The organism is Streptomyces sp. F001 (assembly GCF_004187715.1).
In the GTDB taxonomy this organism is placed as follows: domain Bacteria; phylum Actinomycetota; class Actinomycetes; order Streptomycetales; family Streptomycetaceae; genus Streptomyces; species Streptomyces flavusporus.
In genome coordinates this window covers 489626-507376 of sequence record NZ_QZWF01000003.1, presented here as the reverse complement: position 1 = coordinate 507376, position 17751 = coordinate 489626, and the positions used below count along the sequence as shown (strand labels likewise).

At 68.5% G+C, this 17751-nt stretch carries 13 protein-coding genes and 1 pseudogene; 3 read left to right on the top strand and 11 right to left on the bottom strand.

Going from position 1 to position 17751, the window contains the following annotated elements; genetic code table 11:
- Window positions 1-23 precede the first annotated feature (23 nt).
- The gene (locus tag StrepF001_RS15610) at window positions 24-641 is read left to right on the top strand and encodes a GNAT family N-acetyltransferase (protein ID WP_129798837.1); all 618 of its coding nucleotides are present in this window, start codon (window positions 24-26) and stop codon (window positions 639-641) included.
- A 93-nt stretch (window positions 642-734) separates the two neighbouring features.
- Here the strand turns inward: StrepF001_RS15610 and trxA are convergent, their stop codons facing one another.
- From trxA to sigM, 4 genes are all read right to left on the bottom strand, one after another.
- Entirely contained in the window at window positions 735-1067 is a 333-nt protein-coding gene (gene trxA / locus StrepF001_RS15605; protein ID WP_129798836.1) for a thioredoxin, read from the bottom strand.
- Window positions 1068-1109: 42 nt separating this feature from the next.
- On the bottom strand, window positions 1110-2078 hold the full coding sequence (gene trxB, locus StrepF001_RS15600; RefSeq protein WP_129798835.1) for a thioredoxin-disulfide reductase: 969 nt from the start codon (window positions 2076-2078) through the stop codon (window positions 1110-1112).
- Window positions 2079-2256: 178 nt separating this feature from the next.
- Window positions 2257-3186: a hypothetical protein gene (locus tag StrepF001_RS15595; RefSeq protein ID WP_129798834.1), complete on the bottom strand. Its 930-nt coding sequence runs from the start codon at window positions 3184-3186 to the stop codon at window positions 2257-2259.
- Window positions 3183-3908, bottom strand: a complete 726-nt coding sequence (sigM, locus tag StrepF001_RS15590) for an RNA polymerase sigma factor SigM (protein ID WP_129798833.1) — start codon at window positions 3906-3908, stop codon at window positions 3183-3185. The genes StrepF001_RS15595 and sigM overlap by 4 nt, the downstream gene beginning before the upstream one ends.
- Window positions 3909-4792: 884 nt before the next feature.
- Here sigM and StrepF001_RS15585 point away from each other — a divergent pair.
- Entirely contained in the window at window positions 4793-5158 is a 366-nt protein-coding gene (locus tag StrepF001_RS15585; protein ID WP_129798832.1) for a hypothetical protein, read from the top strand.
- A 54-nt stretch (window positions 5159-5212) separates the two neighbouring features.
- Here StrepF001_RS15585 and StrepF001_RS15580 read toward each other — a convergent pair whose 3' ends face one another.
- From StrepF001_RS15580 to StrepF001_RS15570, 3 genes and pseudogenes are all read right to left on the bottom strand, one after another.
- A complete protein-coding gene (locus StrepF001_RS15580) occupies window positions 5213-6916 on the bottom strand; it encodes a protein kinase family protein (RefSeq protein ID WP_129798831.1) in 1704 nt (567 codons plus the stop codon).
- 119 nt (window positions 6917-7035) lie between these two features.
- Window positions 7036-9338, bottom strand: a pseudogene (murJ, locus tag StrepF001_RS15575) (murein biosynthesis integral membrane protein MurJ).
- A gap of 43 nt (window positions 9339-9381) precedes the next feature.
- Window positions 9382-11769 (bottom strand): DUF6049 family protein, encoded by a 2388-nt coding sequence (locus StrepF001_RS15570; RefSeq protein WP_129798830.1) that lies wholly within the window; start codon window positions 11767-11769, stop codon window positions 9382-9384.
- 269 nt (window positions 11770-12038) lie between these two features.
- Between StrepF001_RS15570 and StrepF001_RS15565 the strand changes: the two genes are divergently transcribed.
- Complete coding sequence (locus StrepF001_RS15565; protein ID WP_129798829.1) at window positions 12039-13478, top strand: CCA tRNA nucleotidyltransferase; 1440 nt, start codon at window positions 12039-12041, stop codon at window positions 13476-13478.
- Between the two features lie 162 nt (window positions 13479-13640).
- Here the strand turns inward: StrepF001_RS15565 and StrepF001_RS15560 are convergent, their stop codons facing one another.
- From StrepF001_RS15560 to StrepF001_RS15545, 4 genes are all read right to left on the bottom strand, one after another.
- The gene (locus tag StrepF001_RS15560; protein ID WP_206306865.1) at window positions 13641-14153 is read right to left on the bottom strand and encodes a hypothetical protein; all 513 of its coding nucleotides are present in this window, start codon (window positions 14151-14153) and stop codon (window positions 13641-13643) included.
- A gap of 124 nt (window positions 14154-14277) precedes the next feature.
- Window positions 14278-15540 (bottom strand): MFS transporter, encoded by a 1263-nt coding sequence (locus tag StrepF001_RS15555; protein ID WP_129798828.1) that lies wholly within the window; start codon window positions 15538-15540, stop codon window positions 14278-14280.
- 78 nt (window positions 15541-15618) lie between these two features.
- Complete coding sequence (locus tag StrepF001_RS15550) at window positions 15619-16701, bottom strand: inositol-3-phosphate synthase (RefSeq protein WP_129798827.1); 1083 nt, start codon at window positions 16699-16701, stop codon at window positions 15619-15621.
- 45 nt (window positions 16702-16746) lie between these two features.
- Window positions 16747-17430: a PadR family transcriptional regulator gene (locus StrepF001_RS15545; protein ID WP_129798826.1), complete on the bottom strand. Its 684-nt coding sequence runs from the start codon at window positions 17428-17430 to the stop codon at window positions 16747-16749.
- Between the last annotated feature and the right edge of the window lie 321 nt (window positions 17431-17751).

The window sequence follows — 17751 nt, the reverse complement described above, 5'->3', positions numbered from 1 at the left end:
GAAGGAAGCGAGGAACAGCCTTCATGGGGCGTCGGCTCGTACCGCTCACGCTGGACAACCTTCCGGACCTTCCCAAGCGCTGTCGCACGTGCGTCTTCTGGGAGTTGGATCCAGTCAGCGGTGAGGCCGCGGTAAAGGCGGGTACGTCCGCGCTGGAGAAGGAGGCCTGGATCTCCGCCGTGCTGTTGGACTGGGGATCCTGCGGGCGGGTCGTCTATGTCGATGAGGTACCGGTGGGCTTTGTGCTCTACGCGCCTCCGGCATACGTTCCCCGCTCCACGGCGTTCCCCACGAGCCCCGTCTCGCCCGACGCCGTGCAGTTGATGACTGGGTTCATCGTGCCGGGTTACCAGGGGCAGGGGCTGGGCCGAGTGATGGTCCAGACAGTCGCCAAGGATCTTCTGCGGCGCGGCTTCAAAGCGATCGAGGCGTTCGGGGACGCCCGGTGGAAGGAACCCGCCTGTGTGCTGCCCGCTGATCATTTGCTCGCGGTCGGCTTCAAGACCGTCCGCTCCCACCCCACGTATCCGCGGATGAGGCTGGAGTTGCGCACGACGCTCTCCTGGAAGGAAGACGTGGAGCTGGCGCTGGACCGGCTGCTGGGGGCGGTGCAGAAGGAGCCAGTCTTGAGGCCTCTCTAGAAGGCTACGCATCAAACGAATGGGCCAGCCCTCTCGGGCTGGCCCATTCGTGTTTCACGTGAAACATGGTGCCGTCTGCTCGACGGCACAGCGTCACTCAGCGATGAAGTCCGCGAGGTCGCGGACGATCGCGGCCTTCGGCTTGGCACCGACGATCGTCTTGGCGACCTCGCCGCCCTGGTAGACATTCAGGGTCGGGATCGACATGACACCGTACTTGGCGGCCGTACCCGGGTTCTCGTCGATGTTCAGCTTGACGACCTCGATCTTGTCGCCGTACTCGGCGGCGATCGCTTCGAGGGACGGCGCGATCTGGCGGCACGGACCGCACCAGGCGGCCCAGAAGTCCACCAGTACGGGCTTGTCGCTCTTGAGGACGTCCTGATCGAAGGAGTCGTCGGTCACATTCTTCAGGGTGCCGGCCACGGCGGGCTCCTAACTGGTTGGTGCGTGGGGCGGATTGAGGGTTCAGGCAGAGGTCTTCTCGGGCTCGGCCTTCTTCGCGTCCGCGAGGGCGGCGAGGAAGCGCTCGGCGTCGAGGGCGGCGGAGCAGCCGGTGCCGGCCGCCGTGATCGCCTGTCGGTAGGTGTGGTCGACCACGTCACCGGAGGCGAAGACACCCGTCAGGTTGGTGCGGGTGGAGGGCGCGTCGACCTTCAGGTAGCCCTCCTCGTCCAGGTCCAGCTGGCCCTTGAACAGCTCGGTGCGCGGGTCATGGCCGATCGCGATGAACAGGCCGGTCACCGCGAGATCCGACAGCTCGCCGGTCTTGACGTTGCGCAGCTTCAGGCTGGAGAGCTTCTGATCGCCCTGGATCTCGGCGACCTCGCTGTCCCAGACGAACGAGATTTTCGGGTCGGCGAAGGCGCGCTCCTGCATCGCCTTGGAGGCGCGCAGAGTGTCCCGGCGGTGGACGACCGTGACGGACTTGGCGAAGCGCGAGAGGAAGGTGGCCTCCTCCATTGCGGTGTCGCCGCCGCCGATCACGGCGATGTCCTGGTCCTTGAAGAAGAAGCCGTCGCAGGTGGCGCACCAGGAGACGCCGCGGCCGGAGAGCGCGTCCTCGTTGGGCAGGCCGAGCTTGCGGTGCTGGGAGCCGGTGGCGACGATGACGGCCTTCGCGTGGTGCACCGTGCCCGCGGTGTCGATGACGGTCTTGATTTCACCGGTCAGGTCTACGGAGACGATGTCGTCCGGAACGAGCTCGGCGCCGAACCGCTCGGCCTGGGCGCGCATGTTGTCCATGAGCTCGGGGCCCATGATGCCGTCCTGGAAGCCCGGGAAGTTCTCCACGTCGGTGGTGTTCATCAGCGCACCACCTGCGGTGACGGCACCCTCGAAGACCAGTGGCTTCAGCGACGCGCGCGCGGTGTAGAGCGCCGCCGTGTAACCGGCGGGCCCGGAGCCGATGATGATCACGTTACGGACGTCGCTCACGGCTTGATTCCTCGTCTCTGGACTGCGTCGTTCGACCGGGGGAGCCCCTTTCAGGACTCTCACCCCACCCAACGGATCCTAAGGGGCGCGCATTCCCGCTGTGCCCGGGCACACGGAGAGCTCCCTGGAGGAGATACCCACGGGAGCACAAACGAGGCGACAGGATGAGGCCTGCTCCTCACTGGCGCGTGTAGGACTGCTCCAGCAGAACCGTGGCCCTGGCGGACGACGACTGATCCACACAGTTCGCGTCGACGACATAGGCCGTGACCCGTGTCGGGTTCGAGGTGTCGGGCAGGACGACGAGGAGGGCGCTCGTTCCCTGATATGTGCCGGACTTGGTCGCAAGGGCGGCGTCGTTGCGACCGATGCCCTGCTGGACGCACTCGGGGACCCGGACCGTGGGCTGCTGAAGGATGCGATTCCTGTCGGTGCCGGGTGTGGACTCCACACCGAAGTCGTCGGGAGTGCGGGAGCCGTTACCGGAGCTCTGGCCCTTGGCGAGGAGATCCACGACCTGCTGCTCCAGCTTCCCCTCGGAGAAGGTGTCCGCGGAGGCGGACTGCTGCTCGTGGGCCGTGGTGCCCGGCTCTGAACCGGTCAGCGAGGACACGAGGACGGAACCGAGCCCCAGAGCGGCGGCAGAGAAGACCGCACCCAGGACAGCCACCCTGCGGCGCCCGCCCCGCCTGCGGTTCTTACGCCCGGGACCGGTGGTGGAGGTGCCTGCGTGGCCAGAGGGACGAGCCGTGGCTGCCGATGTTTCACGTGAAACATGCGTGCCGTCGTCCGCGTCGGAGATCGTGTGGGCCCCGTCGGCGGGTGCCGTGGCGCTCGGCGTATCGGGTGCAGTGGCATGGAGGAGAGCCCCCGCAGCGAGAGCGGCATCGATCCGTTCGGCAACATCGGCGGGCATACGCGCCGGAGCCGGCAGTGTGCCGAGCAGCCCTCGGATCTCTTCCAGCGACGCGAAGACATCAGCGCAGAGTTCGCACTCGTCCAGATGCCGTCGTACATCTGCGGTCCGGTTCGGGGGAAGCAGGCCTTCGGCGAGGTCGGAGATCTCCGTGACGTCCGGGTGCCCGGCCGTATCCGTCGTGGATGTCACGCTCGCCCACCTCCGCCCTTCACAGCAGCTGAATCGCTTGGCCCTGCACCCCGTGGTCCCACACCGTGCGGTCCCGCTGCCGGTGGGACGGATGTCCCCTGGGCCCGGTTCCGTCCCGCGGCCTGCTCTTCGCCGTGACCGGTGTTTTCCGGACGCAGGTGGGTGAGCAGCGGGAGGAGTCTGGCTCTGCCGCGTGCGCAGCGGCTCTTCACCGTCCCGGTAGGGACGTCGAGCATGCGGGCGGCCTCGGCGACCGGGTAGCCCTGCATGTCCACGAGGACGAGGGCGGCGCGCTGGTCGGGCGGGAGTGTGCCGAGCGCTTCGAGGAGCTGTCGATGCAGGTCGTTTCGCTCGGCGGGGGCGGATGCCGACTCGTGCGGCTCGAGCAACTGCTCCAGCCGCTCGGTGTCGTCGACCGGCGAGGTCTTTCGTGAGGCCGCCTTGCGGGCGCGGTCGAGGCAGGCGTTCACCGTGATCCGGTGCAGCCAGGTTGTGACGGCCGACTGGCCGCGGAAGGTGTGGGCGGCCCGGTAGGCGGAGACAAGGGCGTCCTGGACCGCGTCAGCGGCCTCCTCGCGGTCGCCCAGGGTGCGGAGGGCCACGGCCCAGAGGCGGTCGCGATGGCGGCGTACGAGCTCACCAAAGGCGTCCTTGTCTCCCGCGACATGGCGCGCAAGGAGGTCGGCGTCCGACAGATCGGCCCGGCTCGATCCGCTATCCACACATATCCCCCGACTCCCTAGGGGAGGCAACCCTGCTGCTGTCAATCCGACTCGTAAGCCTGAGCGACAGAATGCCACACAGCGGGCCGGCCGATGGTCAGACTGTGCCTTGAAACAGAGTCAGGCTGTTCCGTCAAAGAAGATCAACTGCGCGCTCGATGTGAGTGGCCTCCCCGCGTTGATCATCTTCTTCGCAGGACGGCGCTGCGCCGTACCCGCGAGGTACCAAGGGGAGGGACAAGTGAAGCGTCGCGTCACGGCGGCGGTGCTCTCGGCTTCCGTGGCGTTCCTGGCGCTGTAGCCGACGAACGCGTCGGCAGCCACGTACACCAACTGCCCGAGCGTGAAGCAGTTGGCCCGACGTACAACGAGAACGCCTCGTTCTACTTCACGGGCAGCGGCCCCACGACGAACTGCGCGGTCTGGCGCTGACGTCGGCAGGTCCTTCGGCGGGTGAGGTTCGTTCCTCACCCGCCGTTCCGTTGTAGGCAGGGATCAAGGAATCAGAAGGTGGCACGCAGAACACTTTGGACCTGGGCTCCCGCGAGCGTCGCGCTGGCCGGCCTGAGCCTCCTCACTGCCGCATGCTCGACCGTCTCGGAGGAGAGCACGGAAGGCGGCGGTACGAGTACCCGTGCTCCACAGGCCGTTCCCAGCCCCGCGGGTGTCGCGATCGAGCTCCCGATGGACCGGTACCGGCTACAGGGGAGCGACCTGAAATCCGTCGAGGCTGCCGTGGCCGAGGCCACCAGGACCTGCATGTCCGGCAGGGACAGGCTCTGGCCCAGGGAACCAAGGCGTCCAACGGTGAACCCACCCCCAGCGGCGGGTGCAGCGGTGAGGCGGATCGGACCGTCCGGCTTCCCTACGACTGCGCCAAGGGCGTGGCGGCGGCTCGGACCGTCGACTTCGACGGGTTCGAGAGGTCACTGACTGATCCGGAAGTGGAGAAGGCCTTCTCCGAGTGGTCGTCCTGCATGAAGGCCAAGGGGTACTCGTATCCCACCTTGCTGGCGGCCATGGGGAGCGCCGAGTTCTCCAAAGGACCCATCTCCGACCATGAGTGTGCCCTGGCTCAGCACGACGTGGAGTGCAAGAAGAAGGTGGACCTCATCGGTCGCTGGAACAAGGCCGAGTCCGCGATACGGAGGAGCCTGATCAAGAAGAACCAGGTGATTCTCGACCGGTTCCTGGATCGGCAGACAGCCAAAGCGGCTGCCGCTCGGAAGCTGCTCGGCACGGATGACTGAAGCGAGCGGCCCGCGGCCTTGAACGGCTGCGGGCCGACCTCGTCGTACGGAGCTTCAGCTGGTCACCTTGACGTCGATCACCCTGCCGCGCCACTTGCCGTCGTCCGCCTGTATCGGCAGCTCGGTGAGCCACACCAGCAGGTACCGGGAGGCGAGGGTCTTGTCCGGCTCGAGCGTCACCGTCGCGCCCGAACCCTCGGCGACCTTGGTGTAGCTGTCGAGGGACGTCGGCATTGCGCCGGTGTCGCCGGAAGCGGCGCGGAGCTCGACCGACGTACTCCCCTTGAAGGAGACGGTCACCTTTCCGACCTGCTGGGCCTTGCCGAGGTCGAGGATGACTCCGACGCCCGACTTCAGGTTCCCGAAGTTGGCGCCCTCGTAGTAGCTGGTCTGCCAGTACGTACCCGGAGTGGTGTCGTAGACCTTGTCCACGTCGTCCGGGTACTCCTCGCCGTCGTTGCCGAGCGGGTCGAAGTCACGGGCGCCCTGGACGGCGATCGGCTTGCCGCTGGCCGGCTTCTTCGGGCTCTTGTCGTTCCCGTCCGTCGTCTGCGTCTGGTTCGTGTCGTCGGACTGGTTGCCCTGGTCCATGAGCGCGTCCGCGAGCTGCCAGCTGCCCAGGCCCAGAGCGGCGATGAGGAGTGCCGAGACGGCCCACTTCAAGGCCCTTCCCGTGCGGCTCTGCAGCGGAGGCGGCGGAGCCGGTACCGGCTGGGTGGTGCCGGGACGCGGGGCCTGACGGCCGTACGTGCCCTGCTGGTACGTCGTGCGCTGATACTCCGGCGGTGCGGTGAACGCGGGCTCCGGCGGGCGGATGCGGGGCATCTCGCCGATCGCCTTCACCAGCTCCTCCGGCGTCGTGCAGGGGGACTCGTGCCGGGAGGCGGTCGCGCCGTCGTTGGCGAGCGCGCGCATGGCGAGCTCCGACAGGCCACGGTGGACGCCGGCGCGCACCTGGTCGGGGGCGATGAGACCGACGTCCTTGGGCAGCCCGGCCAGTCCGTAGGCGTCGTCCTCGTACGGCCAGCGCTGGGTGAGCGACGTGTACAGCAGGGCGCCGATGGCTTCCGTGTCGGTGCGCTGCGGGGTGTCGGAACTGATGCCGCGCAGCGCGGCGTTCACGGCGAGACCGCGGATGCGCCACTGTCCGGAGGAGGTGCGCAGCACGGCGTTGGGGTTCAGCCGTAGGTGGGCCAGACCCTCACGGTGGGCGGCGGCCATGGCGGCGGAGACCTGGCTGACCATCTGGTAGGCGTCGTGCGGCTCCAGGGGGCCGGAGGAGAGGAGCGTGGTGAGCTCCGTGGCGTCCGGCAGCCATTCGTGCACGACGTACACGAGATCGTTCTCCTCGACGGCGTCGAGGACCTGCACGAAGCGGGGGTCGCCGAGCAGCGCGGAGGAACGGGCTGCGGCCAGGACGGAGCGGGCCCGGGAGTGGTCCGCGGGCAGCACGTGCACGCCGACGGCGCGGCGAAGTTTCTCGTCGACGGCACGCCAACTGCTGAAACCGTCCAGACGGGTGATGCAGTCCTCGAGGCGGTAGCGTCTGGCGAGCTTGTGGCCGCTGTGCAGCTCGGGCGGCGAGGCTTTCGTTCCGGGATCCTCCGCCCCGCCACTCCCCTGTGCTTCGTCGCGCTCCGTGTCCCGCTCCCGGTTGTTGGCCACCCCGTCGGCCGTGGACTGGTCCGCCTTGGCGGTCAGCGGCTCATCGCCGCTGTTGTCTGCCACGTCGACGGCAGCCGTGCTCCGTTCCGCCACCGTCGTTCCTGCCTCCCCATTCGTTGCGCGCCGTCCGACGCCGAAACCAATTGTGCCCACAGTCCGCCGCTATGCACGACACACGGTGGCGGACGATGGTTGTGCGCGTACCCCCCGATTCAGCGACCCAGACGCCCGCGGACCATGCCGACGAGCGAGTTCAGCTCCGCGATCCGCATGCGGCGGGCGGCGACGTAGAAGATGCCCAGCAGGACGGCACCGCCGGCCAGCAGCGCGGCGAAGGAACCGGCGACGCCCTGGCCGAGGGCCTGGGTGATGCCGTAGCAGGCCGCGCCGCTCAGCAGCGCCGCCGGAACCGAGGCGATGCTCAGCCGCGCGTACGTGCGCAGCACACGGGTGCCGTCGAGGTCACCGCCCAGGCGCTTGCGCAGTCGGTGCCAGGCGACTCCGACGCCGATGGCGTAGGCGAGACCGTAGGAGGCGGCCATGCCTACGACGGCCCAGCGGGACGGGATCAGGAAGAAGCACAGGGCCGAGGCGCCGGCGTTGACGGCGGCCACGATCACTGTGTTGTAGAAGGGTGTGCGGGTGTCTTCGTACGCGTAGAACGCGCGCAGGACGACGTACTGCACGGAGTACGGGATCAGGCCGAGGCCGAAGGCCATCAGCATGTAGCCCATGTTGGTGGCCTCGCTGGTGCCCGACGAACCGAACATCAGCGTGCACATGGGGATGCCGAGTGCCACGAAGCCGAAGGAGAGGGGCACGATCGCGACTGCCGTCGTCCTCAGTCCCTGCGAGATGTCGTCGCGGACGGCGCCGCCGTCGTCCTCAGCTGCGGAGCGCGCGAGGCGGGGCAACAGGGCGGCCATCAGGGAGACGGTGATGATCGCCTGGGGCAGGCCCCAGATGAGCTGGGCGTTGGCGTAGGCGGCGAAGCCGGTGCCGTCGACAGGCGAGTCCTTGCCCGCCGCCGTGGACAGTTGGGTGACGACGAGCGCGCCGGCCTGGTTGGCGAGGACGAACAGGACGGTCCACTTCGCGAGCGTCACGGCCTTGCCGAGGCCATGTCCCTTCCAGTCGAAGCGCAGCCGAGGCCGGAATCCGGTCTCCCGCAGGTACGGGATCATCGCCAGCGCCTGCACGACGAGGCCGAGCAGCACGCCGATACCGAGGAGCCGTTGGCCCTCCGGTGGAATGTTCGTGACCGTCATGCCCGAGTGCTCGGCAGTTCCGTACACCCAGAGGAACATGCCGAGCGTCACGATGATGACGATGTTGTTCAGGACCGGAGTCCACATCATCGCGCCGAAACGGCCACGGGCGTTGAGGATCTGACCCATCACCACATGGATGCCCATGAAGAAGATCGAGGGCATGAAGTAGCGAACGAACGTGACGCCGACCTCGTTGGCGGCGGGGTCACTGGCGACCGCGTCGGACAGCAGGCGGATGAGAAGTGGCGCAGCGAAGACGGAGAGCACAGTGAGCGCGCCGAGCGTCACCATGACCAGCGTCAGAAGCCTGTTCGCATAGGCCTCGCCGCCGTCCTCGTCGTCCTTCATGGCCCGGACGAGCTGCGGCACGAAGACGGAGTTGAGGCCACCGCCGACCGTCAGGATGTAGATCATGGTCGGCAGCTGGTACGCGACCTGGAAGGTGTCACCGAGCAGGCCGACACCCAGCGCCGAAACGATCATCGCCGACCGTACGAACCCCGTGAGACGGGACACCATCGTGCCCGCCGCCATCACGGCGCTGGACTTCAGCAGGCCTCCGGCCCGTCCGCCCTTCTTCGCCGCCGCGGGCGTCTCGTCGGCGGGCGGGGACGGCGGCGCCGGGTACTGCTGGACCGATGCCTGGTACTGCCCGGCAGTTGCCTGGTGCTGCTCCGGCGACGTCTGGACGCCGCCGTACTGTCCCGTCGGCCCCTGGCCCGTGCCGGGTGCGGCGCTCGGACCCGGCACACCGGGGTGCTGCATCGACGGATGGGCACCGCCCTGCTGCTGGTCCCGGAAGAGGTGCGCGAAGGCGTCCGGCTCGTGGCGCTCGCCGCCGACCTGGGTGACCAGGTCGTCGACGCCGACGTACTGGGTCGTGCGGGGGTCGTCGCCGTACGGCAGGTACTGGGTGGGGCCCTCCGGCTCGGGCGGCGGGGTCTGGGCCCACACGCGGGGTCGGGGGCGTACGGCGACTGGGGCGGCTGGGCGTACAGCTGCTGCGGCGACTGGTACGTGCCCGGGGGCGGCGGGGGGTGTGCGGCACGGTCGTAGAGCGCCTCGACGACCGGGTCCTGGGCCGAGAGGTCCTGGTCCCGGTAGGGGTCCTGGTCGTAGGCGTCCTGGAGGTACATGTCCGCGGGGTGCTGCGGCGGCACCTGGCCGTGCTCGGGCGGCGGGCCCTCGGGGTAGCCCGAGCTGCCCGCGGCCTGGCCGCGGTCACCGTCGTACGGCGCGTTCATGGTTACCCCACCTCATCGTCCCGGGCCCACCGGCCACGACATGTCAACGGTCCACTCTCTCACCCGTCCCGGACGGGTCGGCGCTTTCCGCTGAGGTGTCCGGTGTCGGGTCACTCGGCTGCTCCGGGGCGCCTGCCCCGGGCCGGGTGCCCGACTCCTCCCTGAGACGGTGTTCGGGGCTTTCGGGGTTCTGCGGACCGTCGCCGGGCTCGTCCGCGGTCTCGGGGGCGTCCCCGTCGGCCTCGCGGGCGGCCGCGCGCTTGCGCTGGGTGTACATCCGGAAGCCGGCCAGGACGAGCAGCAGGACACCGCCGCCGATGACCAGCATCACCGTGGCCGTGATCTCGGTGACCTTCACGTCGAAGCGGACGGGTGCCCCGTACGGATGGCCGTCCTCCGTGAACAGCTGGGCGTAGACGGTCACCCGGCCGTTGGCGTTGGCGGACGTGGTGAACTTCACGGACTGGCTGTGGCCGCCGGAGACGGCGACGGACTGCTCGTCGTAGGCCTTGCCGCCGATCTCGAGGCGGGTCGGGCTGGTCGAGGTCAGCCGCAGGACCAGGTTGTCGACGCCCTGGACCAGGTTGTTCTGCACGGTCACCGGGATCGTGGCACTGCGGCCGGAGAGTTTGGTCTCCGACTTGTCGATCAGTGTGACCCCTTCGGACAGGTCGTCGAGATATGACTCCACGCCGTCGCGGTAACCCTGGGCCTCGGTGGCCAGGCCGCGCCACGACGTGGACATCTCGCGGTTTATGGCCCGCCCGAAGGGGGTCACCACCCGGGACTGCTGGGTGAGGATCACCTTGAAGCTGTCGAGCTTGTCCTGCGTCTGCGCGATCTGTTCGAAGGCCGAGCGGGGCAGTTCCTGCTTGCGCAGCGAGGACGGGTAGTCGGAGGCCGACGGCACGTTCGTGGTGGCGCCGGGGTCCGGTTTGGCCTTGGCGGCCGAGGTGAGCTCCTGGGCCTCCGTCCAGGTGCCGGCCTGCAGGGCCGTGACCGCTTCGGCCGTGGCCCGGGCCTGGCTGGCGGTCGGCATGCGCTGCGGGGCGATGACGATGCTGCGCTGCTGGTTCGTCTGGAGGTTGAGGGCGAGGCTCTGGGCGAGGAACTTCTGTACGGCCAGTGTGTTGGCGGACGCCCTCGTCAGATCGCCCTGGAAAGCCGTCGACAGCCGCGCGTCCGCGACCACCGCTGTGGTGCCGCCGCCGATGGGACGGGCCGCGGAGGGCGTGTACGGCAGGCCGCCGGTCTCCTCCAGGCTGTCGCTGCGGGCGATCACCTTGTCGGCGCCGGCGGAGGTGGCGACCTTGACGATCGACGGGTCCACGGCGCCGTCCACAGGCCAGGCGAAGTCGGTGCTCGGTGTCACGTGGAGCACGGTCTTCACCGTGGTGGCGGCGACGTCGGTGGCCGCCTTGAACTGGCTCAGTGAGCCGGTGACGTCCGTGCCGTTGTGGGCGAGGGAGGCGAGGTCCGGGTCGGCGAAGGGCAGGGCGACGACCTCCTTGTCCGCCACCGCCTTCTGCAGGTCGGCCAGCCACTGCTTCGCGACCGCCTGGTGGGTGCCCGCCGTGGTCTCGCCCTCGCCCTGGACCCGGTAGCCGCGCGTCATCGCGTCGACGGAGGCCAGGAGGTCCGGGTCGATCACCCAGGTGACGTCGAGGTCCTTGCCCAGCGACACCAGCTGCTCCAGACGGCCGCCCGGGGCGATCTCCTTGGCGAGGCCGTCGTTGAGGAAGACCGGCGTCTGCTGTTCGTTCGAGCCCGTCTCCGCCGTCATGTGCCCGGTGGACACCAGCGGCCACAGGACCGTGGTCTTCGTCCTCGTGTCCGCTTCGGCGGGCTGCCACGGCAGGAACGTCCGCTCGATGCCCAGCACCTGCTCCCAGGGCTGCGCGGCCGTCTCGCCGGACAGCGAGACGCCGAGCTGGTAGACACCGTTACCGCCCAGGTCCAGGTCGTCGACCGGTACGGAGATACTGAAGCGCTCGCCGACGCCCGGAGTCAGCTTGGCGAACTCCTGCGTGAACGAGCCGCCGATCGCCGTGCCGTCGGCGCCCGGTACGTACCCGGTGCGCTTGGCAGCGATGTCGATCGCCGATCGGGTCGTCAGCTCGGGGCCCACACGCAGATCCACATGGGCGTTGGTGACCGCCTGCTTGCCGTTGTTGGTCACTGTGCCGGAGACGGTCAGCGTGTCGCCCTCGGTGGGTGCGCTGGGACTGAGCGAATCGAGGGCGACGGTCACTGTGCGGGAGCCGGAGGCAGCCCGCGCGGAGGTCTGTCCGGCGGCGTCCGCGGCAGGGGCGGCGGGGAGCTGGAGCAGGCCCGCCAGCAGGGGCGCACTGGCCAGCAGCGCCGCGGTGCGCCTCATCCACCGGCGGGCAGGTGAGGGACTCGTCCCCTGGAAGTCTGCCGCCTCGGCCACGCGCTGGTCCGTCCCTCGTCGTCGTCAGTGGTCGTCGGAATGTGCGTCCACGCATGGTAACGATGCGCGCTGAGGGGAAGTGCCGCGGACTGCTCCACAGGATCGGGGAAGGCGGGGCCGCGTCCCGTATGTGCGCGTATAAATGCGCGTATCAAGAGGAACGCCTGCGTACGTCGTGAGGGCTGACCTTGTGCCCGTATCGACAGCGGTGTTTGCGTGCGATCAATCGAGGCGCTCGCGGTCGGCCGGGCCACGTACCCTCTTCTGTTGTGCCGAACGCCAACGATGACACCAGTGCCCTGAGCCAGGTGCGGCACCGCGCGGTGAGTGAGCCGCTGCGGGTCGCCCCGGTCGCCGACGACCTCGCCCGCCGCTTCCAGGAGACGGGATTCTCACTTGCCCTGGTCGGCGGCTCGGTCCGGGATGCGCTGCTGGGCCGGCTCGGCAACGACCTGGACTTCACGACCGACGCCCGCCCCGAGGACGTTCTGAAGATCGTGCGGCCGTGGGCGGACTCCGTGTGGGACGTGGGCATTGCCTTCGGTACGGTCGGTGCCCAGAAGGACGGCTTCCAGATCGAGGTGACCACCTACCGGTCGGAGGCGTACGACCGGACGTCGCGCAAGCCCGAGGTGTCGTACGGCGACTCCATCGAGGAGGACCTCGTCCGGCGTGACTTCACCGTGAACGCGATGGCCGTCGCGCTCCCGGAGAACAAGTTCATCGATCCGTACGGCGGGCGGGACGATCTGGCGGCGCGGGTCCTGCGCACTCCGGGCACGCCCGAGGAGTCCTTCTCGGACGACCCGCTTCGGATGATGCGGGCGGCCCGTTTCGCGGCCCAGCTCGATTTCGAGGTGGCCCCCGAGGTCGTCGCGGCGATGAAGGAGATGGCCGGGCGCATCGAGATCGTCTCGGCCGAGCGGGTGCGGGACGAGCTGAACAAGCTGATCCTCTCCGCCTGCCCGCGCAAGGGGCTGGCTCTGCTGGTCGACACCGGGCTCGCCGATCATGTGCTGCCGGAGCTGCCGGCGCTGCGGCTGGAGCGTGACGAGCACCACCGCCACAAGGACGTCTACGACCACACCCTGATCGTCCTGGAGCAGGCGATCGCGCTGGAGAAGAACGGCCCGGACCTGACCCTCCGCCTGGCCGCGCTGCTGCACGACATCGGCAAGCCGCGGACGCGCCGCTTCGAGAAGGACGGCCGGGTCTCGTTCCACCATCACGAGGTGGTCGGGGCGAAGATGACCAAGAAGCGCATGACGGCCCTGAAGTACTCCAACGAACTGGTGAAGGACGTCTCACGCCTGGTCGAGCTCCACCTCCGCTTCCACGGCTACGGGACCGGGGAATGGACCGACTCCGCGGTCCGGCGTTACGTAAGGGACGCGGGGCACCTTCTCGACCGTCTGCACAAGCTGACCCGCTCGGACTGCACAACGCGGAACAAGCGCAAGGCGGCGGCGCTGTCGCGGGCGTACGACGGCCTGGAGGAGCGGATCGCCCAGTTGCAGGAGCAGGAGGAACTGGACGCCATCCGGCCCGACCTCGACGGCAACCAGATCATGGAGCTCCTGGACATCAAGCCTGGTCCTGCTGTGGGTCGCGCCTACAAGCACATGCTGGAACTGCGCCTGGAGAACGGGCCCATGGAGCACGATGCGGCTGTCGCGGCGCTCAAGGAGTGGTGGGCCGCACAGGGCTGAGGCGGTGAAACGGGGTCATGTTTCACGTGAAACATGACCCCGCAGCCTTGCGAACGAGCCCTATGGGAAACGGCGCCGCACCGTGGTGTTGATGCGGCGCCGTGCGACAGTCCCGACGATGTTTCACGTGAAACATCGGTCCGTGGAACCGGCTGCTTCAGATCAGACCTCAGTGAGGCACAGGAGGAATTCTTCCCCGTCGCCCGTCTCGGCATAGAAGCCGGTGGCCTCGTCGACCTTGCGGCACTCGGTCTCGGCGGTGAACTCCGTGTAGTGCCCGGGGACCTTCTTGAGGACCTTGACCTCGGCCTCCGAGGAGGAGCAGTCCACGACCTCCATGCGGTCCGAGGACGAGGACGCGGATTTGAGGCAGTCGCCCACCGCGGCCTGATCGGCGTCGTCCCGGCTTGCGATCCAACCGCCGATGACTGCGGTCAGGACGGCGATGACGATGACGACGTTCTTGATCGTCTTGAAGCTGAACCGGCGGCGGGGCTGCTCCGGCGGGACCGGGGCATACGGGGCCCCCTGCTGGGGGAAGCCGGGCTGGCCGGGCTGCTGGGGGTAGCCGCCCTGCGGCGGGTACGGGGCCTGGGGCTGGCCCTGCGCGTAGGGGTTCTGGCCTTGCGGCTGGCCCTGCGCGAACGGGTTGCCCTGGGGCGGCGGAGTTGTCACTTGGGGTCCCCCTGGAACGTAGGTGTGCGGCGCACCGCAGGCGCGCGCATAAGACCCACGTAAGTTATCGGGCCCTACTGACAACTCCACAGCCGGGAGTGACTCTGTGGCACTGGTGTGACACTTACCGGAGTTCAAAGCGGGCCATAGCCGCCGCAACTGCCCCGTAGAGCGCAGCCACCGTGAGTACCAGGTGCACCGAGCGCCCGTCCGGCGGCAGCATCAGCGCGGCAACACCGGCGGCGCCGACGAAGGCGATGTTGAACAGGACGTCGTAGAGGGAGAAGATCCGGCCGCGGAAGCCGTCGTCGACTGACGACTGCACGATCGTGTCCGTGGAGATCTTTGCGCCCTGAGTGGTGAGGCCCAGGACGAAGGCCGCGACCAGGACGGGTGCGGTGGCGAACGGGAGGCCGAGGGCGGGCACCAGGACGGCAGCGGATGCCGCGCAGACGACGATCCAGCCTCCGGGGCCGAGCCGTCCCGCGGCCCAGGGAGTCAGCACGGCCGCCGCGAAGAAGCCGGCGCCGGAGATTCCCACCGCCAGCCCCAGCAGGGCGAGTCCGTCGTCCGTGTTCGTGGTCAGGGCGTACCGGCAGAGCATCAGCAGCATGACCGTCAGGGCGCCGTAGCAGAACCGCATCAGCGTCATCGACGCAAGCGCCCAGGCGGCGTCCCGGCGTATCGGCGCGGCGAGGTGGCGTACTCCGGCCACGAGGTCACGGGTGGTTCCGGAGAGCGCCGCCGCCAGGCGTGGCTGCACCAGATCACGGTCCGGACCCAGCAGGTCCCGGGCGATACGCAGGGAGGCCAACGCCGAGCACAGATACAGCACGGCGCCCAGCAGTACCACCACGGTGTCCGAGTCCGCGATCAGCAGCCGTACGACGAAGGCGAGGCCGCCGCCCGCGGTCGCGGCGAGGGTACCGGCCGTCGGGGACAAGGAGTTGGCCATGACCAGGCGGTCCTCGTCGACCACGCGGGGCAGCGCTGCGGACAGCCCCGCGAGGACGAAGCGGTTGACGGCGGTGACGCACAGGGCGGAGATGTAGAAGAGCCAGTCCGGGACGGGGCTCAGCATCAGCACCGCCGTCGTCGACGCCAGCAGGGCGCGCAGCAGGTTGCCGTACAGAAAGACCTGCCGGCGACGCCAGCGGTCCAGCAGGACGCCGGCGAAGGGGCCCACCAGGGAGTACGGGAGGAGCAGCACCGCCATGGCCGAGGCGATCGCGGTGGCCGAGGTCTGCTTCTCCGGGGAGAAGACAACGTAGGTCGCGAGCCCGACCTGGTAGACGCCGTCGGCGCCCTGGGAGAGAAGCCGTACGGCGAGCAGGCGCCGGAAGTCCCGGAATCGGAGCAGGACGCGCAGATCGCGCACGACGGCCATGGGCACAGCCTCACATACGGGGAGGGTCCCCGGGGGCAGTGCCCCGGGGACCCTCAACTGACCGCAAAAGGGGTCGACTTAGCGCTCGACCGTGCCCTGGATGAACTTCTCGACGTTCTCGCGGGCCTCGTCGTCGAAGTACTGGACCGGCGGGGACTTCATGAAGTAGCTCGACGCGGAGAGGATCGGGCCGCCGATGCCGCGGTCCTTGGCGATCTTCGCGGCGCGCAGGGCGTCGATGATGACACCGGCGGAGTTCGGGGAGTCCCAGACCTCCAGCTTGTACTCCAGGTTCAGCGGAACGTCACCGAAGGCGCGACCCTCGAGGCGGACATACGCCCACTTGCGGTCGTCGAGCCAGGCGACGTAGTCGGACGGGCCGATGTGGACGTTCTTCTCGCCGAGCTCCCGGTCGGGGATCTGCGAGGTGACGGCCTGCGTCTTGGAGATCTTCTTGGACTCCAGGCGCTCGCGCTCGAGCATGTTCTTGAAGTCCATGTTGCCGCCGACGTTCAGCTGCATCGTGCGGTCCAGGACGACGCCCCGGTCCTCGAACAGCTTCGCCATGACGCGATGCGTGATCGTGGCGCCCACCTGCGACTTGATGTCGTCGCCGACGATCGGGACGCCCGCGTCGGTGAACTTGTCCGCCCACTCCTTGGTGCCGGCGATGAAGACCGGGAGGGCGTTGACGAAGGCGACCTTGGCGTCGATGGCGCACTGGGCGTAGTACTTCGCTGCGTCCTCGGAGCCGACGGGCAGGTAGCAGACGAGGACGTCGACCTGCTTGTCCTTGAGGACCTGGACGATGTCGACCGGCTCCTCGGCGGACTCCTCGATGGTCTCGCGGTAGTACTTGCCGAGACCGTCGAGGGTGTGGCCGCGCTGGACGGTCACGCCGGTGTTCGGCACGTCGCAGATCTTGATGGTGTTGTTCTCGGAGGCGCCGATGGCGTCCGCGAGGTCGAGGCCGACCTTCTTCGCGTCGACATCGAACGCGGCGACGAACTCCACGTCACGAACGTGGTAGTCACCGAACTGGACGTGCATCAGGCCGGGGACCTTGGACGCCGGGTCGGCGTCCTTGTAGTACTCGACTCCCTGCACCAGCGACGCGGCGCAGTTGCCGACGCCGACGATGGCTACGCGAACCGAACCCATTCCGGTTGCTCCCTGTGTGTACTCGGTGAGGCCCTGACGGGAACCTCACATGGCGGTGTCGTCGGGCGAATCCGGCCGGGAGGTGTCCCCGGGCCGGGGCAGGTCGCCCGACGCTCCAGATGTGGTGTCCTGCTGAGCGGGCCCCCCGGTGGCGGAACCACGAAGGTCTCGCCCGGCCCGCTCGCTCTCGATGAGCTCGTTCAGCCAGCGCACTTCGCGCTCCACGGACTCCATTCCGTGGCGCTGGAGCTCAAGGGTGTAGTCGTCGAGGCGCTCCCGAGTGCGGGCCAGGGAGGCCCGCATCTTCTCCAGCCGCTCCTCCAGCCGACTGCGGCGGCCCTCCAGTACGCGCATGCGTACGTCCCGGGAGGTCTGGCCGAAGAAGGCGAACCGGGCGGCGAAGTGCTCGTCCTCGTACGCGTCGGGGCCCGTCTGCGCGAGCAGCTGCTCGAAGTGCTCCTTACCTTCCGCCGTCAGCCGATAGACGATCTTGGCGCGGCGTCCGGTCAGTGGGGCGGCGAGGGCGTCCTCGGATGTGTTCCCCGGTTCCTCGATCAACCAGCCGTTGGCGACCAGCGTCTTGAGGCAGGGATAGAGCGTCCCGTAGCTGAACGCACGGAACACGCCCAGTGACGTATTGAGTCGTTTGCGCAGCTCGTAGCCGTGCATCGGTGACTCGCGGAGCAGGCCGAGTACGGCGAACTCGAGGATGCCGGAACGCCGGCTCATCGTCGCCCCCTCTCTGCTGCGGTCGGACCGTCACGGTCTTTATGCCGTGCTGATGTATCGACTCGATACATCAGCACGATAGAACGGTGTTGTGGATGCGACAAGAGCGTGGACGGTGAACGGGATCACATCACTGATTCGTTGCAAGTAAGTTGCCCGATTTTGGGTGAACTTCAGGGCTAGGTCGGTTTTGTGGCTGCGTAGTCTGTGCGGCATGCACACCACCGGGAACCGAGTTGCGTCTGGGGGCGTCCTCGTCCTCGGTGCAGTACGGGTGAATGCGGAACCGACCACATCCGTACTTCGGGGGGACCGGAAACC

Excerpts from the sequence above, each read along its gene's own strand:
- StrepF001_RS15610 (WP_129798837.1), top strand. The coding sequence starts at position 24 with ATGGGGCGTCGGCTCGTACCGCTCACGCTGGACAACCTTCCGGACCTT.
- StrepF001_RS15555 (WP_129798828.1), bottom strand. The coding sequence starts at position 15,540 with ATGGCCGTCGTGCGCGATCTGCGCGTCCTGCTCCGATTCCGGGACTTC.
- StrepF001_RS15550 (WP_129798827.1), bottom strand. The coding sequence starts at position 16,701 with ATGGGTTCGGTTCGCGTAGCCATCGTCGGCGTCGGCAACTGCGCCGCG.
- StrepF001_RS15545 (WP_129798826.1), bottom strand. The coding sequence starts at position 17,430 with ATGAGCCGGCGTTCCGGCATCCTCGAGTTCGCCGTACTCGGCCTGCTC.